Here is a 23017-nt window from a genome sequence, read left to right on the forward strand (position 1 = left end):
GACTCGCGGCTGGCAGGAGGTGAGAAGAATGTCAGACCAGGTAAAGGGTAGCAAGGCTTAGAGAGACGTTGACCTGCTTCATAAGCTTATCCTCATCCTACGAAGACGCTTTGGCTTATGGTAAAGTTTGAGAGTATAAAGATAGCAGAAAAGGAGCGGTGATCATTTCATGAAGCAGAGAGGGGAGAAGTCTATCGACTATCGCAGTCTGAGCCGGACGGTCGCGCATGCCCTGCGTCATCAGCCGGCACTGTATGGACTCCAGCTAGATGAAGAGGGGTGGGTCCCGGTCGCTGAGCTGCTGCGGGCCTTGCGTCAGCATCGGGCGAGCTGGCGCGACGTGCGAGAGGAAGATCTAGAGATCATGATAGCCAGTGCGGAGAAGCAGCGCTACGAACTGCGCGATGGGAAGATACGAGCCCTCTACGGGCATTCGCTGCCGCGTCGTCTGCCCAAACAAGAAGCCATCCCGCCGGAGATCCTCTATCACGGAACCTCGCCGGCAGTGCTTCCCGCCATCCAACGTGAGGGACTCAAACCGATGCGCCGGCAATATGTGCATCTCTCCGTAGATATCGCTACCGCCAGACAGGTTGGAGGGCGCCGAACACCGCAGCCTGTGGTGCTGGAGGTGCGTGCGCGTGAAGCCAGCGAGCATGGTATCCGTTTCTATCGCGGGAACGACCAGGTCTGGCTGGCCGATGCCATTCCGCCGGCCTTTATCCGCTTCCTCTGAGCAAATGAGATCGCTGGTCAGTGCGCGTCGCCCTTTTGTGCTCGTAGCTGATCCGTTCCGCGCTCGCCGTATCTATCGCGGCCAGTCGACCGAGAGCAGAGACGACAGCCTGCTTAAGCCGCGCCTGGTGAGCCAGGCTGTTGTCTCCAGCAGCCTCTTTTTTGCGTGTTCCCTATGAATCAATGGATGCAAGATAGGCTCTGCTGTGGTTATCCTTAATGGGAAAGAAAAATCTGCAACGTCTCTCCCATGAGGAGGAGAAACAGAGCGACCGGTATGGCACAGGAAAAGGAGCGTGATAAGTATGATGACCGGTTATCAGATCTCGCAACACTCGTGGTGGATACTGGCCATACGCGGAGTAGCGGCCATTCTCTTCGGTATTGCAGCTCTGCTCTGGCCTCATCTTACCCTTCTGGTATTGATTTACCTCTTTGGTGCCTATGCCCTTGTTGATGGTCTTGTCGCCGTGGCTGTGGCGCTCCAGGAGCGCAACATTGTTGGCCACTGGTGGATTCTGCTGATTGAAGGGCTGGCCGGCATTTTGGTGGGCCTGCTGGCCTTCTTCTGGCCGGGCATTACAGCCCTGGTCTTGCTAACCCTGATAGCCATCTGGGCCATCTTCACGGGCGTGATCGAGGTGGCGGCGGCCCTGAGTTTCCGACGTGCGTTCGGCTTGGAATGGACGCTGGTCCTGGGTGGCGTGGTCTCCATCCTCTTAGGGATTGCCCTGGCCTTGAGTCCTGCGGCTGGCTTACTGGCGCTGGTCTGGCTGATTGGCCTCTACGCCATTGTCTTTGGCGTTCTGCTGCTCATCCGGGCCTTCCAGTTCCGCTCCGTGCTCTCCTCGTGGTGAGAGAGCGTGCGGAGGGTCTGGGGAGCGCGAGCTGAAGCCCGCCCTGGCTCGCTCTGCAAGGAGGTCCCCAACAAGTCCTATGCCCTTTGTCCGCTCTGACACGCTTTGATATAATGCCCTCATCTCACACCACATTCTCCTGGTGCAAAGCAGGCAAGGGGCGAGAAAAGAGGCAATGGCCAGAAAGATCATCGTGCTGTTGCTGGCAGTCAGCGGGCTGGTGGGCCTGGGGCTGGGCTATGTCTGGGGCGGCTTGCAGAGCTATGCCCACTATCAGCAGGCGAGTCTGGCGGATCGCCAACACTGTGGTGGCCAGCTCCCGGTACGTGTTTGTGTGAATGCTCCCCAGGAGGTGTTTTCCGCCTTTTATCCCTCTTACCTGCACACCGGGAGCCCTGTCGTAGAGGTGTTCTTCAGCAGCCTGGCTGGCCCGCAGCCACTGCGTATCAGCGTAGCCATCGCTGGTTTTTCGCAGATGGAGACACGCACGGTGAGTGCGGTGGAGCGGATGCAGAGCGCGGGCTTTGTGCCACCACTGCTGAATGGGGTCCTGCAAAGGCTGACCAGTGATCGTCAGACCCAGCTGCAGGTGACGGTCACCGATGTGCGTGGTACTCGCTATTACAGCAATGCCATCCCCTTGCAGCTCCATTCGCGGCGCCTGATGGCCTGGTCGGCGGCCAATCGATTACGCATCGCGGCCTGGATAACGCCGACTGCTTCCGCAGTCGAGGAGCTGGTAACGCGCGCGACGGCCTACCTTCCTCAGCAGCCGCCGCCGGCTCCGCTGGCGATGACGGGCTATTCGGGGACGATTCTGCGTCAGGTCCTTGATCAGGTAGATGCCATCTTCGATGCGCTACGACTCGACTATGGCCTACGTTGCCAGCGCCAGGGTGTCCCCTATGCTGGACCGGAGAGCACAGCCTCGGCAACCCAGGCCATTCGCCTTCCTTCCGAGGTCCTCCAGCAGGGCAGTGGCTCGGATGTCGAGGTAACGCTCTTGCTGGCTTCGGCGGTGGAAAGTATTGGCCTGCATGCTGTCATTGTGGTGTTGCCCGATCGCACCTTACTCGGGGTAGCGCTCTCCCCCGATGAACAGGGTTTTGGTTATTGGGATGCGAGTCAGCTGAGTGCTGCTATGACAGGCGATGCCGTGAATATTGCCAGCGATGCGCTCTATGCTAAGGAAGAGAAGCAGGGTGCTGTCATCGACAGGATTCTGGTTTCTGAGGCTCGCCATGCCGGCGTTGAGCCGATGCTCTAGAGCGATGGGGCGTGTGTAAGGAGGGAGTGCTACGAGTAGCGTTGCTTTCCCTGAATGGTTTAGCTTCGGTTGCTACGGTGGCCTCCTCTGTTGCTTACTTACGATGGCCGGAGAGGTCGCCTATAAGCTGCTGGGCCGCCGCGGAACGAGACGCCAGCTCGCTGGAGCGCTGCTGGTGGGGGGGTTATCTGCTCTGTTGATTGCTCCCGCCCTTATCTGGTTTTATCTGCGTTTTATACCCCTGCAACCAGCACTCCCGCCTGCGGAGGTGGCGGCCATGCTAGCCTATGTGGCCCTGTGTGGCTGGGGACTGCCGCTGACCACAGCCCTGGGATACGGCCTCTTCGCGACGCCTCTTTCCGTCGCGCTCCACGGGACCCGCGCCCTGACGCGCAACCTGAGTGCTCCCCAGCTGGCAGCATCTCCGGCTCCCTATGCGCCGCATCCGCCTGGCGTGACTGCTCCTTTTGTCTTCAATGCCGACACGCCTTGGGGGTGGCTGGAGCATCGCAATGGCCGCTTGCAGGGTCAACGGCTGGCTCTGACGCGCGCTTTTGTGCGCCTGGGGCGCGGAGAAGAAAACGATATCTGGCTCGATGATGATCTGGCCTCGCGCTATCACGCCGAACTGATCTGGGATAATGGCCTGGTGTATGTGACTGACTGCCACAGTCTGAACGGTGTCTTTCTCAATGGACAGCGCGTCTCTGGTTCTGCCCCCGTGCACTCGGGCGATATCCTAGAGATCGGCTCCTTGCGCTTCCTCTTTGAGCTGGCCACGCCGCCGCGCGCGGCGGCCCCGACTGAGGATGATCCTTTGCTCCGCCATCCTCATCCGCTGCGCCCGGTGCGCCTGCGTAAGAGTGAGGCCGCTTCGCCAGTCACCGCGCCGCCGGTGACGCCCCCAACGCTAACCACGGCCTGGGAGCCTCCATTTGAGGCCAGACCCACGCTCGACGAGCCGCAAGCCTTGCTCCGGCAGACGCCGCTGCCCTCCTTCTCAGAGGCCCCCCAGACCGTCACCACGCCCTCGGAGGCTCTGCCTGCGATGCGCGCGGTGACCCATCTCTTGCTCATCTGCAATGGGACCCTGGTGGGCCGCAGCTTCGTGTGCAACGGGCCGGCCCTGGTGATCGGCGCTGATCCAGGCTGCGAGGTCTACCTCCAAGATCCTTCCTTGGCCCCGCGCCATGCTCTCTTGCTGGTACGCTCTGAGAGCCTCTATCTCCAGGACCTGACCGATGGCGCGACGCTAGTGAATGGGGAGCCGCTCAGCGGGCCACGCTTGCTGGAAAGTGGTGATCTGCTGCAGTTAGGGGCCGTGCTGCTTCAATACAGACCCCTGGTCAGCTCGCCAGTAGCGGGCACGAGTGCGGGAGCCTCCGCCTCCAATGAATCGCTCTTTTCTGCAGCCCAGCCGCAGCTACAGTCACCGGTGCAGCCGCAAGCACAGCAGTTCTGGCCCCCAGAACATTGAGTCTTGCTTGCTTCCGCTCCGCCCTACCAGTCCAGACGGATCTGGGCGGCGGCGTTGCGAGCGAGCAGCGGCTTGCCCTGACCCGGGTAGAGATAGTAAATCTGGAGATCACGCAGCACGCGCAGCGTCTCCTGCTGACCCCGCTGGTCGCTGCTAGCGTGGAGGATGGGCATCCCTCCCTCGGTCGTGCTGATCGCGGCCCCGCCGATTAACTCCCAGGAAAAAGGATTATAGAGGCAAAAATAGCCGCGTGCCGCTCCACTGGTGGCGATCACGCGCCAATCCTCGTGGTGTGGCAGGCCGCCGACATCTTGCAGCCAGATACTGACCTGGCGTAGATGAGGGGCGGTAAGAGCGAACAAGGCATCGAGCGAGAATAGCTCACCGGTGCGAAAGGGTAGAGGAATGCTCAGATTACCGCCTTCGTACCCGCGGCCTTCCTCTCCCGGGGAGGAAGCACGGTTCCTCGTCTTGGAGAGCGCGGCGACTGGCGCTGCGCAGCGCTGACGCAGCGTCTCGATACCCCCGCTTTGGTTTGTCTCCAGGCTGGTCAGCACAATCAGATCGATATCGGTGGGCGAGCGCCTCAAAAAGCGCTCGATGTAGTACAGGATCAACTGCCCATTCAAGGAGGAGCGAGGATCGACGACCACCAGACCGCCATCGTCGATCAGGTAGGTGTTGAGCATGCCAAAGCGGTCGGTGATCGTATGCACCTGGCGAAGCTTCTGGGCGGTCCGGGTCGGGGCTTCCTGCCCGGGCGAAATAGCAGTCATGCGTCTCTCCCCTCTGATAGCGCGATAGCTGCCTTTCCTATCCTATCACCCAGGTCAAGTGAGAGCGGAGCCGGGCGGCGCCATCAGGCTGTGTTGCCGCTGCCTCTCTTACTCAGAGTGGTGGCTAGAAGATCGGCGCTAAGGACGGGAGCAGCGGCAATGTGGTATACTTGGAATAATCGGTCTTATGCCTGATCATGGAACCTCATTGAGGGAGTTCATCAAGCAATGACATCCTTCCCTACAGATGGATCATGGCCGCAGTATACCTACATTGTGCCTGAGATCTACACCCGCGCCAGAGTGCGCCTGATTGGCCTGGGCACCTATGCACCTGCAGGAATCATCACCAATGATTTTTTTGCCTATATTTCGACCCGCCTGGGCGATCCGCGCAAGGCCGAGGATCTGGAGCGGGTGACAGGTCTCATTACCCGCCATGTGCGCGCGAGCACACTAGAGCTGTGCCGCCGGATGGCCGGTGATGAGGCACCCGGCCTGATCGACAGTCCCGATGCCCCGCGCGATGAGTCGCTGGTCGATATGGCCGTCGTGGCAGCGCAGCGGGCCCTCGAAAGCGCCGGTCGCTCAGCTTCCGAGATCGATATGATTATTGGCGCCTCCTCCTCTGATAACGATGCTTTCCCTACGATCGCCGGGCAGGTCCAGCATCGCCTCGGCCTCAAGCCCATTCGCGCCACAATGCTGCGTGGCGCCTGCGCCTCCCAGACCGAGGCTTTTCAGGTCTGTGCCGAGGCGCTTTCTTGTAGCACGGCGCGCCTGGTGTTGCTGGTGACGGCGGAGGGCCTGCTGCCTAATATTATGCACATTCTGGATTGGAAGACCAGCTCGCTTTTCGGCGAAGGCGCTGCGGCCTTCTTACTGGAGCGCGGCGAGGAGGGAGATGAGACCTACGCCATCAGTGGTTATGATGCAGGCCAGGCTCCAGCCCTGTTTTATCAGACGCCGCTGCGCAAGGATTCTATCGAGATGGCCGAGGTCGATATGAAGATTCTTCAGCTCTATCGCGAAGGGAAAGGCAAAGAGCTGGCGCAGCTGCTCTCACAGAATCTGGTGGGCTATACCAAAATGAACGGCAAGGAGGTCTTCCGCGAAGCCCCGCGTGCTATGGCGGAAGCGGTCGATGCTTGCGTACGCCATGCTGGCCTCCCCTATGACGAGGTTGCCTACATTATCCCCCATCAGGCCAACTCGCGTATCACGCGCCGCCTCGGCGAGCTGCTGATTCACGATTATGGCTGGCCGGCTTCAACAATGGAGAAGCTGGTTGATAATTTCCGCTATTATGGCAATCTCTCGAATGCCAGCATCGCCGCAGCAATGGCCGAGCTGATCTATCATGACCAGTTAAAAGACGGCCAGTGGCTGGCGTTGCCTGCCGTTGGCGGTGGTATGCACTATGGCTGCTGGCTGGTGCGCTATCGCGCGCTGAAGAATCCTCGCGCGGTCATGAAGCCACTACAGCATCAGTAGCCTCGCCGCGCCGAATTGAGTAAGTAGGAAGAAAAATGCTCCTCGATGGCGAGACGGGGCGGTCTGCTGGGTCCGCGGTAGCTGATCGGCGCCCTCCGTCCCGCTTCCTGCTGCTGCTTCTGTTCTTGGGCCCTCTGTGGGCGCCTCTGTCCTGACTTTGCTGCCTGGCAGGATGGCTGGCTTCTGCCTTCTGCTGCGGCAACCTGGCGAGGTAAGAACCTGGCCAGAGCCAGGGAAAACAGCGATTAGCTTGATTGGCGCTGAGAGAGATAAAGGCGGCGGTGTATGCGAGTCAGGTCAGCATGCGCTCGTAGGTGACGTAGGGACTGTCGGCGAGTTGGTATTCGGCCCCGGCGAAGGTATCGCGTACCATCAGCAGGTCGGGAACGTGAGCGCGCACTGCCTCCAGGTTACGCTGCGCCGTCAGATGACGCAGGAGATAGGCGAGCTGGCCGATGGTGTCGGCAGTCGTACCGTCAATATAGCCAATGAACAAGTATTTACCGTGGCGTCCCTCGCGCTGCTCAATCATCATCAGCCCATCAAGGCGTTCCCAACGGCGCAAGAGATAGATCTCGCCAGCGTTGATCTTCGCCTTCAGCAAGCGATCGCTAATACTATAGGCGATAAACCCTGAGTAGTAGAGGCCACCAGTCAAAGGGAAGATATTCGAGACATTGAGGTAGTCAATGATCTCCTCCAGGTCCTCGACTCGTGCCGGCTCTGGTCGGGGGAGAGAGGCCAGGCGCTGTGGCAGTTCTGGCAAAGGTGGAGCCTGAAAAGGGAAAAAGCTACCGACCTCATGCATACGACTTTTCCTGGCCAGAGCGATGGCGGCGCTGTTGCTGGCCTCGGTAAGCAGGCGTACCGTCCTTGCTCCCAGGCGCATAGCCTCAGCCAGCGCGGCCTGATGCAAAGCGGTCGCGACTCCCTGACGGCGATAGGACGGGTCAACGCGTAGACCTTCCAGCCAGGCTTCGTACTCATTGAGCATGCGCAAATGGAGTAGACCTACGGCTCGCCCGTCACTGGCGGCCACCAATAGCCTCCCTTGCTGGTCCCCTAGCCAGGCATCCCAGGCCTCGGCAATGTAGTCCCCCCACTCCCAGGTATGAGCGCAAAAAGCGAGCACCGTCTCACGATCCTCTGGACGCGCAGAACGTACCTCGAACGTTGCCATCCTGCTTGCTCTCCTTCCCCTCTTCAAGCCAGGGTAGTGCCTGCCTGCTCACTGGCTGCGGTTCTCCATCAGATATAATACAACAAAGAGGCGACTCGCCTGGGATGCGAGCCCCTCCACTCGCTCAAGAGGAGAAAGCAGGTCAGGATGGCGGAGCGCCCTTCTTGGACTAGACAGCAGGGGGAAGTGCGTCAGGCGATCAAAAGGAGCAAAAAAGAAAATCCTGTGCAGGAAATGCAGCGAGAGATTCAGAGAGAGCAACTCCCCTGGTATCGGGCATTACATCGAGGTCAGCTCTTGTTGGCTCTCTACGCACTGCTGCTCGGTCTGTTCGCGCTACTGGCCTGGTGGGTTCATGTTCACCCGGTACTGACCATTGACGTGGCTATTACGCGCGAATTCCAGGAGGAGCAGAGTCCCTGGCTACGCACGCTGATGCTGGCAATCAGCTTCATCGGCAGTGTGCCATTGCTGGCGGCGGGGCTGGTGTTGGCCACGGCCATTCTGCTCTGGCTCGGACGCCTGCGCCTGGAAGCCTTGATTCTGCTTGGTAACTGTCTGAGCAGCGAGCTACTCAATCATACAGTCAAGCTGCTGGTAGCGCGTCCGCGTCCCTCGCCCACGCTGGTTGAGGTTTGGCAAGCGGCCAGAGGAGCCAGCTTTCCAAGCGGGCACGTCATGGCCTATGTGGCCTACTGGGGTTTGCTGTTCTCCTATGGCCTCATTCTCTTCCAAGGCCGGAGTTGGTGGCGTATCCTTCTTCTGCTCCTCTCAGGCTTTTTCATTGTTATGGTAGGGCCATCGCGTATCTATCTTGGAGACCATTGGGCCAGCGATGTCCTCGGTGGCTATCTCCTTGGCGGCGTCTGGCTGAGCCTCTGGCTGCTCCTCTACCTCCGCCTGCGGGGGCGTGGCCTGCTGGCCCCGGTCACCTTGCGCGAGAAGCCCGTGTCGCCAGAAGAGAGGGAGGAGTCTGGTTCTTCGGCTTCCTGGAGCGGTCGGGATCAATCTTGAGGGAAAGGCGTGGAGAAGGCTGTTGGAAGTGCGTGGGCGGGGGCCAATGCCAGATTTAAGGCGGTTGGTGGAGCGCTTGCCTCTGATCGCCGGGCTGTGATACACTCAGCCCAGGCCGGTGGTGTGGAGGGCGAAAGAGAGCCTTCCCGGCAAGTTCTGCCTGGGCCTGCAGCAGGCAGGCCAGGGACTCCCCGTTCAAGCTCCACCGCTCCACCGGCGAAAATTCTCCACGGAAGGACGCCCTCTGCTCGTTCTATGAAGCTCAACGACGATACTGACTATCAGCGTTGTTTTGTCTGTGGCCAGCGCAACCCCTACGGGCTGCAGCTGGTTTTTCGTCGTGAAGACCAGAGCATCGTCGCCGATTTTCAGCCGCGCGAGGAGCACCAGGGTTTTCCTGGCGTCATTCACGGCGGCATTGTGGCTTCCGTCCTGGACGAGACCTTGGGACGGGCCTCGCTGCTCGCTCAGCAGCCTCAGTGGACCATGACGGGCAAGCTGGAAGTGCGCTATCGGCGTTACGTCCCTTATGGGCCATTATTGCGAGTGCGCGCCTGGCTGCTCAAAGAGCGGCGCACGATGCTGCAGGCTCAGGGGGTGCTGACGCTGGCCAGCGACGAAAGCACGCCGCTGGCAGAGGCGCAGGGCATCTTTTTACCGCTGCCAGAAGCCTTTGTCGACACACTCATGCGCGACTATCCAGGGCTACGGCAGTTCTTCACTGGAGAGCTAGAGGAATGAGCGCTGAGCGAGGCGCTAGCCAGAGCCTGGCGTGCTGTCAGCTTCGCGGTGGGAGAGAGCACTCAGTCAAAGAGTGTCATCGGAGCAGCCAGCGAGCCTGATAATTGGTCCAACAGGGGGAGGCAGGCCCGCTGTGCTGCCCGCCTCCTGGTAGCCTGGCGAAGGAGCGAGCCGGGCGTCGACCTCCCACTTGCGAAGAAGGCAGTCTCCTTACGGCTAAGGCGCTCTGGCTTGGCTAGAGCCGAAGGGAGAGAAGCCGGCCCGGCGCTTTCTCATAAGAGACGGCTATCGTTACCAGGCGCAGCGGAGGCAGGCGGCTCCGACTCGTTGCGGCTTGTGCCAACCTCGGGAGGAACCGGCGCTGAGGTCGGCTCCGGTGGAGCGATCACCTGGGGGGTACCCAGAGGAGCCCGCTCGTCGGGGGCCGCTGTGGCGCCAGTCTCGGCCAGAATAGCGCGCAGCTGCTCGCCGTCGAGCGTCTCGTGGCGGCGCAGCTCCTCCGCGATGCGGTCGAGCGTGCGGCGATGGCTGGTTAGCAGATCGATTGCCTGCTGGTAGCAAGAGCGCACGATGCGCTCAACCTCTTCATCGATCAGCTGGGCAGTCTCCTCGCTATAGTCGTAGGGCTGGCCGACCTCCATTTCGGAGACGCCCGAGAAGGGGCTGGGGCGCTCGCTGTAGGAAATCGTTCCCAGGCGTTCGCTCATACCCCAGCGCGTCACCATCTGGCGAGCGAGGGCCGTCGCCTTCATCAGGTCGCTTTGGGCGCCTGTTGTAATAGTGCCGAAGACGACTCGCTCAGCGGCCTGGCCCCCGAGAGCGTAGGTGATCTGCGCCAGCAGATACTCCTTTGGATAGTTATAGCGATCATCCAGGGGAGTTGACATCGTCACACCCAAGGCCTGGCCGCGCGGCACGATGGTCACCTTCGTGACCGGATCGGAGTGAGGTGTGAGCAGGCCCACCAGAGCATGACCACCCTCATGGTAGGCCGTCACGCGCAAGTCTTCCTCGTTGAGCACCAGCGGGCGCTCGGCGCCCAGCAGGATCTTGTCAAGGGCATCTTCGAAGCAGCGGCGATCGATGTAGTCGAGGTTGCGACGAGCCGCCAGCAGGGCCGCCTCATTCGCCAGATTGGCCAGGTCAGCGCCCACCATGCCCGGCGTCGCCCGCGCAATTGCCTCCAGGTCCACATCCGGGGCCAGCGGCAGATTGCGCGTATGGATACGCAGGATAGCCAGGCGTCCGCTCCAATCAGGGCGGTCCACCGTCACGCGGCGGTCGAAGCGACCGGGGCGCAGCAGGGCCTGGTCCAGACCGTCGGGGCGGTTGGTTGCCGCCAGAACCACCACCGCCTGATGCGACTCGAAGCCATCCATCTCAACCAGCAGCTGGTTCAGCGTCTGCTCGCGCTCCTCATTGGTATTGATGCTGGCGCCGCGCTGGCGTCCGACGGCGTCGATCTCATCGATAAAGATAATGCTGGGGGCGGCTTTCTTAGCCTGATCGAAGAGATCACGCACGCGGCTGGCGCCCACGCCCACCAGGACCTCGACGAACTCGGAGCCGGACATCGAGAAGAAGGGGACGCCGGCCTCGCCGGCCACGGCCCGCGCCAGCAAGGTCTTACCGGTGCCTGGAGGACCAACCAGGAGGATACCGCGGGGGATCTTGCCGCCCAGGCGCTGGAACTTCTGGGGCGTCTTCAGAAACTCGACGACCTCCTGCAGCTCGTACTTAGCCTCATCGACGCCGGCCACATCGGCGAAGGTCGTGCTGGGCCGGTCCTCCAGGATCAGGCGCGCGCGGCTGCGACCAAAGTTAAAAATGCCCTGCTGCCCCTGGGTAGCTCGACGAGTAACAAAGAAAAACAATCCCAGCAGGAAAGCCCAGGGAAGCACCGTTATCAGCAAGTTAATCCAAAAGCTGTTGTCCGGCGGGGCCTGATTAATCACAGTCACGCCTTTGGACAGCAGCAGCGGGATCAGCTGCGGATCGGTCTGTGGCTGTGGCAATTGGTAGACGTGGTACTGTTGATGGCCGTCCACCGGCTGGCGGAAATCGCCGACGATGTCTGTCTGCCCAATAAAGGTCGCCGTCTTGATGTTGCCGGCGTTGATCTCCTGATAGAACTGAGTATATGTCAACTCCTCCCGTTGAGGGGAAGAACTGCTATTGGCGTTACTGATATAACTATATAAGTACAACCCCAGTACCAGCAGTACTACCAGCAGCAGCCAGAAATTCAGGTTTGAGGAACGCGGCGGCTGCCCAGAGGGGCCGCGCGACTGGTTAGGCGATGACTGCTGTCGCTGCGACTGGCGCGGCGGCACTGGTAGCAACGGGGGCGGCGGCGTATTGTTATTTTGATGGTTGCTTTGCTGTTGCGCGTGGTACAGACCAGATAATGGCTCTTTTTCCATTGCGAGACGTTCCTGTTTTCTGGTTGCGCCGTCTTTGGCTGAGAGCGGCGTCTACCCCGCTCCCTGGCACTGGCGTGACGCTTTCAGGTGCTCCCTATAACTATCCTATTATATCCCACACGAGGGGAAATTGCACACTGGCAAGAGAGGCGCAGCGCGCGGGAGAGTGACCAGTCCAGTCCAGTCTGCCAGGCAGATCGGTAGTTGCCAGGCTGCCCAGCTGCTGGAGATCCGCATCGCTGGTCTGACTCCCTTTCCGTCGTTTCAAAAGATATTTACGAACGAGTCTCGGTAGAGGTGCAAGCGAAGGTGACCTTCTGTCCCCCAAGCGGCTGGCTGGGGGCTTGCTCTGCCAGGACGAGGCGGTCTACAATCAAGAGGCAGGTGCTGGCCTACTCGTGCCAACTAAAACCATCAAGGGAGATCACCGGGGGGCATGGCCGATGACTACAGATGAATCTACAGCTGTGCAGATCGCTCCTGCCACTGGCGAGCAGCTGACAATTATACAACATTTCTTGCGTGAAAGCCATCTCCCACTTGCTGGCCTGGAACGCGACCTGTGGCGGGCCTGGCTGGCCTGGAAAGATGGAACGCCGATCGCCTGCGCCGGTCTGGAGCGCTATGGCGAGCGAGCCTTGCTGCGCTCAGTAGCAGTAGCTCCTCCCTGGCGCCGGCAAGGGATTGGCAGTCTGCTTGTCCAAGCGGTAGTGCGAGAAGCGCAGTCGCTAGCTATCCGAGAGATCTATCTCTTGACCGAAGGAGCCGAGTCCTTCTTTGAGCGGCTGGGCTTCCGGCCCATCGCTCGTGACGACGTACCAGAGGCCCTGCACGCCTCAGCAGAGTGGAGGGGGGCCTGTCCTCAGACGGCCACCGTCATGGTACTACGCGGAGGCTGATCTCAAGCCCTCGCAGCCCGTCTTGCGGCTCTGGAGCAGCAGGCTGAGAACACTGTACGGACGCAGACCGATCCCCCGCCTGCGCTTGAGGAGAAGAGGCTCTGCGTCCTTTCAGGCGAAGCCGCGTCTTCTAAAAGAAAAGTCTGTGCACGAGGAGGCCACACCGATGTCCAGCGTGACTGAACGAGCCTGGGTTGCCTTACATGAGCCGCTGCGTCTCTTTATACGTCGTCGACTGCCTGACGAAGAGAGCGTAGACGACCTCTTACAAGAAATTTTTCTACGTATTCACCAACACTCTCAAGAGCTGCGTTCCGATGAGAAACTAGAGCACTGGGCCTATCGCATCGCCCGTCATCTGGTCTGCGATTACTACCGTCGGCGTCGCAACCTTCTATCACTGGAGGATCAGCCTCAGAGCCAGGCGGCCACGAGCGAGGTTCTGCTGCATTCTGAGCAAGAGCAAGCCAGCGAGGTCGCGCGGGCAGCCATCAAGCGATCCTTGCAGGAGCTAATCCACTGCCTGCCTGCACCCTATCGCGAAGCATTGATCCTTACCGAGTATGAGGGACTCTCACAGCGCGAACTGGCCCGCCGCCTGGGACTCTCCTTCTCTGGGGCCAAATCGCGCGTCCAACGGGCGCGTGAGCGGCTCCGCCAGCTTCTACGGGCCTGCTGCCAGTTTGAATTTGATCGCCTGGGGCGAGTCATTGGCTACCAACCACTGACCTCCTGTTGCCTGGGACCCGAGGAAAGCGAGCAAGGTGGCAGCGCTTGCCTCGATGAGAGTACCTGTGCTGCAAGCTCCGGTCGCTAACTTCTCTGCTATCTCCTCACCTGGGTCACCTTACCGCCTGGCTGGCTGCGTCCTTTTCGCCGGAAGGGCGTCTTCTCTTCCAGACAAAGAAAAAGCTGCGCTGGTCCAGCGCCAGCCGGCCAACCAGTCAGAAGGAGGAAAGCCCCGTCATGGCAGATATGCCTTTTAAATCAGAAGAAGATCTACGATCATTCGTTCAGCGTTACTATCAAGTAAACGTATTGAATGCTGCGGTTGCTTGCTGCTGTGAAGATCGAAAGCAGGTGCCCAGCCAGTGTGACTGCTATGCTCCTGAGCGACTCAAGGATCTGCCCGCAGAGCTGCTGGCCAGTGCCTGCTGCTGCGGTAATCCTCTCAAGCAGGCCGAGCTGAAACCCGGGGAAAGCCTGCTCGACCTGGGCTGCGGCACGGGGCTTGATCTGCTGCTGGCTGCTCCGCAGCTACAGCCTGGAGGAGTAGCCTACGGTGTTGACATGAACGAGGTTGCGCTGGAGCGGGCCGAACAGTATCGGCGCCAGCTCGGCCTGGAAAACGTGCGCTTCCTACAGGGGGTCATCGAAGCCATCCCTCTACCCTCGGAAAGCATCGACGTCATCATCTCCAACTGTGTCATCAACCTGGTGCCTGACAAAGGGCGTGTCCTGCGCGAAGCCTACCGCCTTCTCAAGCCAGGCGGTAGATTGATCCTGGCCGATACAGTCCTTGAAGGCGAGCCGCCGGCCAGGCTCCAGCGCGAACCGTGGGCCTGGGCAGCCTGCCTGACCGGCGCCATCAGCGCGGAGACCTACCGTGAGCTGCTAACGGCCATTGGCTTCCACGCAGTTGTTGTCGAGCTGGCTGCAAGAGACTGGGACTGGCCGCCATTTGTCAATCAGGAAGAGCGCCATCGCCTTGAGGGCCGCTGGCTCAGCGCCTGCATTCGTGCACGCAGGCCGTCAGCTTAGCCTGGGCTGCCTTTCAGCGGCAACGCAAGCCAGAGCAGAGCCAGGCAGGAGTGCAGCCAGCAGCCCGGCAGCAGTGGCAAGCAAGCGGCAGCTGTGCACAGGAGGCAGGCATGATCAGGGGGCCTTGCCGTCTTGATCATGCCTGTGCCTGGGCGTGCAACTGCAGCACAATTGAGGCTGTGGCCCCAGGCGCGATCTCCAAACGGTCGCCGGGCCGATTCAGCGCATCCTCACTACCGACCGTTGGCTCAAAGCAGACAAAGGCGTGGTCTGGGCGCGTCGGCAACTCCGTCCACACCTGCATATTATGCAAAGCATAGCGACCATCCTGGGGCAGCTCAGTGATCGTCAGCGTTCCCTGCTGAGGAAAAGTGATCGTCACCTCGCCGGCGAAAGGGTAGGGGGTATCCGGCGGCTGGTGCTCCCAGTCGATCGCCGCTGCCTCGAAGCCAGGCAGGCCCTGCACCTGCAAGCGCGGCTTATCGGCCTGAGCCACCGCCAAATACGGATGGAAACCCGGCGCGATCGGCATCATCTCAGCGCTGCGATTCGCCATCTCCAGCGTATAGGTCAGCCTGCCGGGCGTTACTGCCACCGTCACCGTAAAAGTAAACTCATAGGGATAGCAGGCGCGTGTCACCTCGCTACTCTGCAGCTGCAACTGGGCCTGATGCTCGTCTGCCGCCAGCAGGGTCCAGGGCAGCAGGCGACCGAAGCCATGGATTGGCAAGGTAGTCCCTTTCTCCACAAACAGGCCATTGCGCAGGCGCGAAAAATTCGGGATCATCAGTGGCAGGCCCCAGCGGCGCACATTGCCAGTGGTCAGGGGGCGATAGAGCACCTCCCAGTTTCCAACCTGGAAATGCGAAACCAGGCAGATCTCAGGGATCACCCCCACCAGCGTCCCCTGATCGCGTAGCACCAGCTCGCGTTCTGTCGGAAAACGCAGAAAATCGGGGGGAAGCAGAGAAGAACTCATCAGCCAGACATCTCCAGAGAAAGAGTCTCTAGCCGCTATTGTAAAAAGCAACAGCGGCCAAAGCAAGCTCAGGCACAGTTGGCGTCGGAGGGTGGGAGAGCGAGGCGCTCCACGCTCACTACCAATAAAGAGAGGCGGCGCCGTTGGGCGGGCCGCCTCTCCGTCGCATTGCTAACGACAAACGGGAGACCTCTTCCAGAGAGAGGAGCTTACTAGGAGCTTACTCGGCCTCCACGTAGACCTTGCTGCTCGCTTCCAGCACCTCTGGAGCGCGGAAGCGCAGCACCAGAGCGATGATGATCCCGAGCACCAGCCAGACCACTGCCAGGGGGAAGGCCCATGTCAACGGCGCCTCGTACTGCTGCGTTGCCTGGAACCAGAGCACGATCAGCAGCACCACCGTTGGGATCAGCGGCAGCACAATATGGCGGAGGACATTAAACTCACTGGGGTGCTCGCGCAGGTAAAAGACTGGCACCGCCACGCAGGTTGCCAGGTAGACCAGAATAATGGGCAGCACAATAATCGTACCGATCAGGGCGAACGCTGTCGCTGTCCCAAAAGCGAGACCGAGCGCCACCGTCAGCACAATGCCCACCACCATAGTGAACACAATGGCCACATCGGGCGAAGCAAAGCGGTTCAGATGAGCCAGCACGCCTGGCAGAGCGCGCACACGACCCATAGCATAGAGCACGCGCGACACGGCGTTCACGCCGGCATTCGAGTTCGCCAGCGCGCTATTCAGAATCGCCAGGTTCACAATGAGGCTGAAGCCGCCCCAGACGCGCTGCGCCATCGTTCCCCAGGGGTTTGGATCGCTGGCATAAGCAGCGATCTTGGCCGGACCCCAGCCGACCACGGCAGCATAAGAGCAAAAGACGTAGAAAATACCGATCAGGAGAGCGGCTAACACAATTGCCAGAGGCACAGTACGGCGTGGATTACGCGTTTCCTCTGCCAGAGGGGCTGAGGACTCATAACCGGCGAAAGCCAGCACCGTGAAAATCATTCCTAGCAGCACGCCCTGCCAGCCGCCAAAGCCCGACTGTGCACTGGAAGCCGGATTGAAGGTTGCCAGCGTATTATTGTTCCCGGCAGTCACAATCAGCCACAGAGCCAGCAGCAAGAAGACCCCGATCTCGATGCAGCCCAGCACCACGCCCACATCAGCAGAGACCTTGATGCCGAAATAAGTCAGAGCGAAAATCACCACTGCGAAGATGACAGCCCAGATTGCCCATCCATAGGGGCCCAGAGGCACGATCGAAGCGGCGACTGGTCCCAGAACCAGCAGCTGCAGAGGAACAATCAACAGATAAGCCAGATCGAAGATCCAGCCGGTCACCCAGCCGGGCACAGCCCCGAGCGAGCGGCTGATATAAGTAAAGAAGCCGCCAGCGGAAGGCAAGTGGCGCGCCAGCTCCCCGATATTCAAAGCGATCAAGACGCTAACCACCAGCGTAATCGTCACCGCCAGGGGGAGAGCGGCTCCGGAGAAAGGCACCGCGGCACTCAAACTAAAAGAAACTGCGGAAGCCGGCGCCATTGTCGTAATCGACTGGAAGAGCACACCGGGCAAGCCGATCGTCCCGGATCGCAGGTTGCCCTGCTCCTCGGTTGGTGCGCTAGACTTAAGCGTCATGGCGATCCACTCCTTTACAAACAACAAAATAACGGCAAATGAGCAGCGTGGCAATTCGCTGCTCGTGGCACAAGAGAGGCTGTGGCCCCACCGGGACGGGGCAGCAGCGTGGCAGGAATCAGAGGGCGCAGCGAGCGGACCTTGAGCCTGGTGCGTGGCAGATCGGGTTGATCCAGGCCGGGTTGAGTCGCGAAACTGCGCCTAGCCAGCGGCAAGAGCGAAGGAGACGACCGCTCCGGCACCCTGGAGCGGAAGCAAGCAAGCAAGGTCCGTTCACGCTTCGAAGCTCTGGTCCTGCCAGGCAGCCTGGCTAATAGCGAACATACTGGCGATGCCGCAGACCACCAAGCAAATCATAGTCAAGCCGCCCACAATGTACCACCACTGGCCATTGCTAATCTGTTGTGGGATCGGCGAGTACAATAATGTTACAATCATTGCCATTAAGCAGGCAAGAGGTGCGACGATAATGCAGAGCCACAGCACCGGGAGTGGCACCACCAGCAGGCGCAGGAGGCGCTCACGCTGGCGGAAATAGAAGACCGCCAGGTCGACGAAGATAAAGATCGACGAGAAAGCCCAGACCAGAGTCAACACCGAGAGCGTCACCGTAAAGACCACTGTAGCCAGGTCGGTGGGCTGCCCTAGAGGCAGGAGATAAGGCAGCAGGAAAATCAACGCGGCGCACAGGCAAGCCACCACCGTCTGGAAGACGATGGCATTCGCGGGCTGGCGATTGCGGTTCAAACGGCTCAGCCCCAGCGGCAAGAAGCGGTCGATACTGGCCACCATCAGCAGGCGGGCAAAGGCCACATTCAAAAGGGTAGCGAAGATTGGGAAATAGGCAATGACACAGACCGCGGCCACATTCCCCAGGAACTTCCCAAAGACGTGATCGATGACGCTGATCACCGCAAAAGGCCCCTGGCTGGCGGCATCGGGACCGAGGACGACCAGGAGAGCGAAGGTGATCACCAGATAGCTGAGAATCACAAAGAACGCTCCCCAGGAGACATGACGGGAGGCGATACGATCGCTGGCCATTTCGCCGCCAAGAATCATCGAGACATCGGCGCCGAGGTAAGCCAGCACCACGCTCCCGTAGAGCACGAAGTTGGAGGGATCGATGCCCCAGGAATGGAGATCGTTGAAGGGCGTCGCCGTACGATGACCAGTTGCCAACCAGATCAGGGCTGCGCCACCGAGTAAGACCACCACTGCGTAGGTCAAAAGCGTAATCACATTGATCACCAGGCGCAGGGTGCTCATCGGCTGCAGTGCCAGCACGGTGGAGATGATCAGCAAGGCGATACAGAGTAAGCCCTGCTGCCAGGGCTGCGTCAGCCAGGAGGAATTAAGGCCCTGAATGAAGGCGATGCCGATGCTCAGGCTGGCAACCATTGCCAGCAGACCTGGCATCCAGAAAATCAAGCTAGCGAAGAAGCCCCAGAAATTCCCCAGAGCGCGATGAGTCCAGACATAGGTAGAGCCTTCGTAGGGGTAGAGAACACCCAGTTGGGCAACACCGATCACGCAAGGGATAAAAAAGACCACGGCTCCCAGCAGCCAGTAAGTAAAGGCGGCAGGTCCCGCTCCTATTGTACTTACTGGATTATTGATGAAGAGCATGATCATCATGAAGATCATCATCATGTCGAACATGCCGAGAGCCTGGGGCATTGTTCGTAGAACATAACTTTGGGAGGGGAGGTCGCCCTTTTGCCGATCCAGACGCTGCAAAGCTTCTAAAGCCATTGTGATGAACTCCTGAAGGTTCAGATCGTCCAGAGCCAGGGCCAGAGCCGGAACAGCGGCACTGGATGGTCATCCGGGTACCGGCGAACTGAAGAGATCGCGGCGGTCAGCGCAGCGCTGGCTGACTAGTCGTCTCCTTGACCTTGGCCGAGGCAGCAGGAACAATGACCATGCCGAATAGCAAGAGTGATCTCTGCAGTGAAAGAACTCCTGGCCTGCTGATAGAAGTTGCGAGTCGCTTTCCCTATCCTGGACGCACGGATAGGAAAACGTGGAGAATATATCAGTATAATAGATGAGCTGAGAGCTGGCGTCTAGCCTCTAATGTATAGATAGGAATGAAGTAATATTTGCCTCAATCAAAGGTACCTCTCAAGCGGCAAGTCGAGGGCGGGGGTGCGCGCTATCGCCTGAACTAAAGAGAAACGCCGGCTGGCAAAGAGAGGCAAAGAAGCTGCTCCTATTGCGTTTTGTTGCTCTGGCGTTTATACTGTAACCTGATAGCGTCAGAAGGTGGTTCTTTGTAACAGATGGCCCGTTCGACTGCGGGCGGCCACCCCGAAGGGGATAGTGGGGCAAAAAGAAGTAAAAGAGTAGCAACGGGAAAAGAAGTAAAAATTCCTGCTTGAATGAAGAAAGAAGAAGCTGATACAAGAAAAGCGGCGAACGAAGTGAGTGCGCAGGGTTCTGCCGAGCGGGCGACGTCGAGTGCGCGCGACCGGCTGAAGAGGGCGGGCGAGGCTTCGTCGTGGTTCGTAGCGGGTGAGGTGGAGCGGAAGGAGGAGAGGCCGTCTGCGCAGGGGCAGATTGCGATCAAGGGGACGCGCCACGGTCTGCTCTTAACGCTGGAGCCGGAGACGCCCTTTAGTGAACTGCTGCAGGCTCTGGCCGAACGGCTGGCCGAGGCCCCTGATTTTTTTCGTGGGGCCACGCTGACGGTTGATACCCGGCAGCGGATGCTCCAGGCTGGCGAGCGGGTTCAGCTCGAAAATTTGCTGGCGCATTATCGGATGTCGATTGCTTCACTGGAGCAGGTTGCCGGCATGCGCCGGGGTGGTCTGGGCGAGGGGGCCAGGCTGGGACTGGGTGTGAACGGAGGGCCTGCCTATACTGCTACCGGGCCATATGCGTCATACTCTCCCTATGAGAGGACAGGAGCAGGGGCTGTGACTGTGGACCTGGGGCTGACGACGGGTCAACGTGATCCGCGTGAGTCAGATGATACGCTCTTTTTGCGTCGGACAGTGCGTTCCGGCCAGGCGATTCACCACCACAGCAATATTGTGGTCCTGGGCGATGTCAATCCTGGAGCGGAGGTGGTGGCGGGGGGTGATGTGATCGTCTGGGGGGTCTTGCGCGGTATGGTCCATGCCGGCTATCCCGATAATGAGCAGGCACTGGTCTGTGCGCTTCTCCTGGCGCCGGTCCAGCTGCGCATCGCCCATTTGCTCTCTCGCCCGCCCGAGGGACTGGAGGTGCAGCCGCGTCCCGAGGTGGCCTCGATCCGCCAGGGGCAGATTGTGGTCGAAACCTGGCTCAACGGTCGCCCGCCGCGTAAGTAGAGAGAGAAGACAGGCAGGGCGGGCCTTGCCGTTCGCTGGTGCAGTTCCATCCGCGGTTGCATCGCTGCTCTGGCCACCTGGTCAGACTGCGCTCGCTCTCACTCGCCAGCCAGTCTCTCTGCCACGCTGCTGATTGGTTGCGCTGAAACTGATCGGAGCGGCTGGTGATGAGGCGTCTCCCTGGGCCGGCTGGAATCCGTGGTGAGATTAGAAGAGGCCCAACGGTGGCTAACAGAACAAGTTGAGCGAGACGAGTCGGAATCGCTGCTTGCTACTCTGGCTAGCTTGTTTGCCGCTTGAATCTCTGGCTGGCTGTTGACTGAGGTGAGTGGCCGACTGGCGACTGATCGATGCTGTAATATTTTGCTAGGTGTGCGAAAAGAACGGTGTTTTCCGAATCGACAGGGAGCATGCGCATGGATAGCCGGGTGATCACGATTACTTCGGGAAAGGGCGGCGTTGGCAAGACAACAACAACGGCGAACCTGGGAACAGCCCTGGCTATGCAGGGTAAGAAGGTGGTGGTAGTAGACTCGGATATCGGGCTACGCAATCTCGATGCTGTGTTGGGACTGGAGAACCGCATCGTCTACGATCTGGTCGATGTGGTCGAGGGTCAGTGTCGCCTGCGCCAGGCGCTGATTAAAGATAAGCGTTTGCCCGAACTCTATCTATTGCCCGCTGCTCAGACACGTGATAAAAACGCCATTAACAGTGTCCAGATGGTGCAGCTCTGCCAGCAGCTGCGCCAGGAGTTCGAGTTTGTGCTCATCGATTCGCCCGCGGGGATTGAGCAGGGCTTTCGTAATGCGATCGTGGGCGCCGACGAGATTATCATTGTGACTAACCCCGAGATGGCCTCGGTGCGCGATGCCGATCGCATCATCGGGCTGGTCGAGGCAGCGGGCAAGCCGGAGCCGCGTTTGATTCTCAACCGCCTGCGCCCGGATATGGTGAGACGCGGTGATATGATGGATGTGGCGGATGTGTTGGAGGTGCTTGGGATCGATCTGCTGGGTATTGTTCCCGAAGATGAGTTGATTATTGTGGCCACCAATAAGGGCGAGCCGGTGGTCTACGATAAGCGCTCGCGTGCCGGTCAGGCATTTATGAATGCTGCGCTGCGCATTCTGGGTGAGGAGATCCCTCTTGAGGAGCTGATGGAGGCGCCAACGCTGATGGAGCGTTTGCGCCGCCTGGTGGGCTTTGGCCCCGCTGTCATTGGGAAGCGCACACGGTCCTGGCCGTCCTGATCAAGGAGGCGATGGTGCATGAGTATGCTTGATTTTATGGCCAGTCGCAAGCGGCCCAGGCCCGGCGAGCTGGCGAAGGAACGCCTGAAGGTGGTCCTGGTCCAGGACCGGGTGAAGGTCAACCCGGAGCTGCTGGAGCAGATCAAAGCCGATCTGCTGCGGGTGATCTCCGAACGCCTGGAGGTCGATGAGCAGCATGTGGAAATTACGATGACCCGTGAAGACCGTTGGGATAAGCTGCAGGCCGCTGTCCCAATCAAGCGTCAGAAGATTACGTTTGAGTGGGACCCACCCTACTATGGGCCGTCTGCCGAGGGGCTGCAGGGGCCGCTCCAGGTGGAGGTTGAGCGCGAAGAGCCATCGTCATAGCAGGTAATGCAAGAGCGATGGAGATCGTCACCTGCTCCGGCAGAGAGAGGGCGAAAACTGCGCCGGCATTTCTTTCTCGCTTGAGATTGCCGGCGTTGGTGCTCTCTGGAGTGTTCAGGGCTGGCGCTCCTTCCTGGTGTCCACCGCTCTGCTGGCAGGGCATGGGCAGGGAACCTGCTGTCCTCTCCCGGCCCCGCTCCAGTTGCGCGTTTGGCTGCTATGAGTGGCCATCATTTGCCCCAGCTGATCACACTTGTCAGGCCCTGGTCTGCTCTTCTGAATGCCTTCCTCTCCTATTTCTCCGGCTTCTTCTGCTCTTTGTCTCCCTGCTTGTCTGTCGACCGCCCCGCCGCCCCGCCGCGCTGACCCCTGTCCGGTTGCCTTGCGTGCTGGCTTAGCGATGATGCCTTTCCATACGATATTTTTGCAAAATATAATAGATCTATTGAAAAGTTAAGAAATCTGCAATACACACTTTTGTTTCTTAACTCAAATTTCATAGCATCGTAACCGTTGAAGAAGCATAAAGAGGTATAATAAAAGCGTGATCTCAGATCGGGGCTTGTTTGAAGCTGAAGAAGCGGGGGTGGTATGAGAGAAGGAGCGTGCTCCTTCTGATCGACTACGGTGCAGGAGCACGCACGAGCGTGTTCCTGTCGCGGTAGTGAAGTGCCAATGCGCGGGCACGAGCAGACGCGGAGAGGTCTGGATGTGGAGTGTGCGCGGGTAGGAGCTGGCTTTCGCTGCGGCCAGCGCCTGGAAGCGTGTCATGTTCTGGCCTCTCGGTGGTGGCGCGTCGTAGGCGGTGCGTGGAGGTACGGGCACGTTGT

The 23017-nt window shown here is 59.8% G+C and carries 19 protein-coding genes; 13 read left to right on the forward strand and 6 right to left on the reverse strand.

The features are described from left to right. Window positions 1–169: 169 nt before the first annotated feature. From KTAU_RS17805 to KTAU_RS17820, 4 genes are all read left to right on the forward strand, one after another. Window positions 170–736, forward strand: coding sequence for an RNA 2'-phosphotransferase (locus KTAU_RS17805; RefSeq protein WP_174844077.1), 567 nt, complete (start codon window positions 170–172; stop codon window positions 734–736). Between the two features lie 304 nt (window positions 737–1040). Beyond that, complete coding sequence (locus KTAU_RS17810) at window positions 1041–1592, forward strand: HdeD family acid-resistance protein (RefSeq protein WP_151729639.1); 552 nt, start codon at window positions 1041–1043, stop codon at window positions 1590–1592. A gap of 175 nt (window positions 1593–1767) precedes the next feature. Beyond that, entirely contained in the window at window positions 1768–2859 is a 1092-nt protein-coding gene (locus KTAU_RS17815) for a hypothetical protein (RefSeq protein WP_151729640.1), read from the forward strand. Window positions 2860–3034: 175 nt separating this feature from the next. After that, window positions 3035–4336: an FHA domain-containing protein gene (locus tag KTAU_RS17820; RefSeq protein ID WP_228026523.1), complete on the forward strand. Its 1302-nt coding sequence runs from the start codon at window positions 3035–3037 to the stop codon at window positions 4334–4336. A 23-nt stretch (window positions 4337–4359) separates the two neighbouring features. Here the strand turns inward: KTAU_RS17820 and KTAU_RS17825 are convergent, their stop codons facing one another. Next, a complete protein-coding gene (locus KTAU_RS17825; protein WP_151729642.1) occupies window positions 4360–5112 on the reverse strand; it encodes an MBL fold metallo-hydrolase in 753 nt (250 codons plus the stop codon). A gap of 228 nt (window positions 5113–5340) precedes the next feature. Here KTAU_RS17825 and KTAU_RS17830 point away from each other — a divergent pair, with 228 nt between their 5' ends. Next, the gene (locus KTAU_RS17830) at window positions 5341–6606 is read left to right on the forward strand and encodes a 3-oxoacyl-ACP synthase III family protein (RefSeq protein WP_151729643.1); all 1266 of its coding nucleotides are present in this window, start codon (window positions 5341–5343) and stop codon (window positions 6604–6606) included. A gap of 292 nt (window positions 6607–6898) precedes the next feature. Here KTAU_RS17830 and KTAU_RS17835 read toward each other — a convergent pair whose 3' ends face one another. After that, on the reverse strand, window positions 6899–7786 hold the full coding sequence (locus KTAU_RS17835) for a GNAT family N-acetyltransferase (protein ID WP_151729644.1): 888 nt from the start codon (window positions 7784–7786) through the stop codon (window positions 6899–6901). Window positions 7787–8020: 234 nt separating this feature from the next. Here KTAU_RS17835 and KTAU_RS17840 point away from each other — a divergent pair, with 234 nt between their 5' ends. Beyond that, window positions 8021–8800, forward strand: a complete 780-nt coding sequence (locus tag KTAU_RS17840) for a phosphatase PAP2 family protein (protein WP_170293409.1) — start codon at window positions 8021–8023, stop codon at window positions 8798–8800. A 255-nt stretch (window positions 8801–9055) separates the two neighbouring features. Next, on the forward strand, window positions 9056–9541 hold the full coding sequence (locus tag KTAU_RS17845) for a PaaI family thioesterase (RefSeq protein WP_112431332.1): 486 nt from the start codon (window positions 9056–9058) through the stop codon (window positions 9539–9541). A 272-nt stretch (window positions 9542–9813) separates the two neighbouring features. Here KTAU_RS17845 and ftsH read toward each other — a convergent pair whose 3' ends face one another. After that, complete coding sequence (gene ftsH / locus KTAU_RS17850) at window positions 9814–11964, reverse strand: ATP-dependent zinc metalloprotease FtsH (protein WP_151729646.1); 2151 nt, start codon at window positions 11962–11964, stop codon at window positions 9814–9816. A gap of 443 nt (window positions 11965–12407) precedes the next feature. Here ftsH and arsN2 point away from each other — a divergent pair, with 443 nt between their 5' ends. From arsN2 to KTAU_RS17865, 3 genes are all read left to right on the forward strand, one after another. Then, on the forward strand, window positions 12408–12863 hold the full coding sequence (gene arsN2, locus KTAU_RS17855) for an arsenic resistance N-acetyltransferase ArsN2 (protein WP_151729647.1): 456 nt from the start codon (window positions 12408–12410) through the stop codon (window positions 12861–12863). Window positions 12864–13029: 166 nt separating this feature from the next. After that, window positions 13030–13680 (forward strand): RNA polymerase sigma factor SigZ, encoded by a 651-nt coding sequence (gene sigZ / locus KTAU_RS17860; RefSeq protein ID WP_151729648.1) that lies wholly within the window; start codon window positions 13030–13032, stop codon window positions 13678–13680. Between the two features lie 149 nt (window positions 13681–13829). After that, window positions 13830–14624, forward strand: a complete 795-nt coding sequence (locus KTAU_RS17865) for a methyltransferase domain-containing protein (RefSeq protein WP_151729649.1) — start codon at window positions 13830–13832, stop codon at window positions 14622–14624. A 136-nt stretch (window positions 14625–14760) separates the two neighbouring features. Here the strand turns inward: KTAU_RS17865 and KTAU_RS17870 are convergent, their stop codons facing one another. From KTAU_RS17870 to KTAU_RS17880, 3 genes are all read right to left on the reverse strand, one after another. Continuing rightward, the gene (locus tag KTAU_RS17870; protein WP_151729650.1) at window positions 14761–15603 is read right to left on the reverse strand and encodes an aldose epimerase family protein; all 843 of its coding nucleotides are present in this window, start codon (window positions 15601–15603) and stop codon (window positions 14761–14763) included. A gap of 220 nt (window positions 15604–15823) precedes the next feature. Beyond that, window positions 15824–17248 (reverse strand): APC family permease, encoded by a 1425-nt coding sequence (locus tag KTAU_RS17875; protein WP_151729651.1) that lies wholly within the window; start codon window positions 17246–17248, stop codon window positions 15824–15826. Between the two features lie 273 nt (window positions 17249–17521). Beyond that, window positions 17522–19003: an APC family permease gene (locus KTAU_RS17880; RefSeq protein WP_151729652.1), complete on the reverse strand. Its 1482-nt coding sequence runs from the start codon at window positions 19001–19003 to the stop codon at window positions 17522–17524. Between the two features lie 671 nt (window positions 19004–19674). Between KTAU_RS17880 and minC the strand changes: the two genes are divergently transcribed. From minC to minE, 3 genes are all read left to right on the forward strand, one after another. After that, window positions 19675–20565 (forward strand): septum site-determining protein MinC, encoded by an 891-nt coding sequence (minC, locus tag KTAU_RS17885; RefSeq protein WP_170293410.1) that lies wholly within the window; start codon window positions 19675–19677, stop codon window positions 20563–20565. 416 nt (window positions 20566–20981) lie between these two features. Beyond that, window positions 20982–21818 (forward strand): septum site-determining protein MinD, encoded by an 837-nt coding sequence (gene minD, locus KTAU_RS17890; RefSeq protein WP_112431349.1) that lies wholly within the window; start codon window positions 20982–20984, stop codon window positions 21816–21818. A gap of 18 nt (window positions 21819–21836) precedes the next feature. Further along, window positions 21837–22187 carry a cell division topological specificity factor MinE gene (gene minE / locus KTAU_RS17895; protein WP_112431350.1) on the forward strand — a complete coding sequence of 117 codons (351 nt, stop codon included), beginning with the start codon at window positions 21837–21839 and terminating at the stop codon, window positions 22185–22187. Window positions 22188–23017: the final 830 nt, after the last annotated feature.

It is taken from the genome of Thermogemmatispora aurantia (genome assembly GCF_008974285.1).
Classification (GTDB): Bacteria; Chloroflexota; Ktedonobacteria; order Ktedonobacterales; family Ktedonobacteraceae; genus Thermogemmatispora; species Thermogemmatispora aurantia.

Excerpts from the sequence above, each read along its gene's own strand:
- KTAU_RS17805 (WP_174844077.1), top strand. The coding sequence starts at position 170 with ATGAAGCAGAGAGGGGAGAAGTCTATCGACTATCGCAGTCTGAGCCGG.
- KTAU_RS17810 (WP_151729639.1), top strand. The coding sequence starts at position 1,041 with ATGATGACCGGTTATCAGATCTCGCAACACTCGTGGTGGATACTGGCC.
- KTAU_RS17815 (WP_151729640.1), top strand. The coding sequence starts at position 1,768 with ATGGCCAGAAAGATCATCGTGCTGTTGCTGGCAGTCAGCGGGCTGGTG.
- KTAU_RS17825 (WP_151729642.1), bottom strand. The coding sequence starts at position 5,112 with ATGACTGCTATTTCGCCCGGGCAGGAAGCCCCGACCCGGACCGCCCAG.
- KTAU_RS17830 (WP_151729643.1), top strand. The coding sequence starts at position 5,341 with ATGACATCCTTCCCTACAGATGGATCATGGCCGCAGTATACCTACATT.
- KTAU_RS17835 (WP_151729644.1), bottom strand. The coding sequence starts at position 7,786 with ATGGCAACGTTCGAGGTACGTTCTGCGCGTCCAGAGGATCGTGAGACG.
- KTAU_RS17840 (WP_170293409.1), top strand. The coding sequence starts at position 8,021 with ATGCAGCGAGAGATTCAGAGAGAGCAACTCCCCTGGTATCGGGCATTA.
- KTAU_RS17845 (WP_112431332.1), top strand. The coding sequence starts at position 9,056 with ATGAAGCTCAACGACGATACTGACTATCAGCGTTGTTTTGTCTGTGGC.
- ftsH (WP_151729646.1), bottom strand. The coding sequence starts at position 11,964 with ATGGAAAAAGAGCCATTATCTGGTCTGTACCACGCGCAACAGCAAAGC.
- arsN2 (WP_151729647.1), top strand. The coding sequence starts at position 12,408 with ATGACTACAGATGAATCTACAGCTGTGCAGATCGCTCCTGCCACTGGC.
- sigZ (WP_151729648.1), top strand. The coding sequence starts at position 13,030 with ATGTCCAGCGTGACTGAACGAGCCTGGGTTGCCTTACATGAGCCGCTG.
- KTAU_RS17865 (WP_151729649.1), top strand. The coding sequence starts at position 13,830 with ATGGCAGATATGCCTTTTAAATCAGAAGAAGATCTACGATCATTCGTT.
- KTAU_RS17870 (WP_151729650.1), bottom strand. The coding sequence starts at position 15,603 with ATGAGTTCTTCTCTGCTTCCCCCCGATTTTCTGCGTTTTCCGACAGAA.
- KTAU_RS17875 (WP_151729651.1), bottom strand. The coding sequence starts at position 17,248 with ATGACGCTTAAGTCTAGCGCACCAACCGAGGAGCAGGGCAACCTGCGA.
- KTAU_RS17880 (WP_151729652.1), bottom strand. The coding sequence starts at position 19,003 with ATGGCTTTAGAAGCTTTGCAGCGTCTGGATCGGCAAAAGGGCGACCTC.
- minD (WP_112431349.1), top strand. The coding sequence starts at position 20,982 with ATGGATAGCCGGGTGATCACGATTACTTCGGGAAAGGGCGGCGTTGGC.
- minE (WP_112431350.1), top strand. The coding sequence starts at position 21,837 with ATGAGTATGCTTGATTTTATGGCCAGTCGCAAGCGGCCCAGGCCCGGC.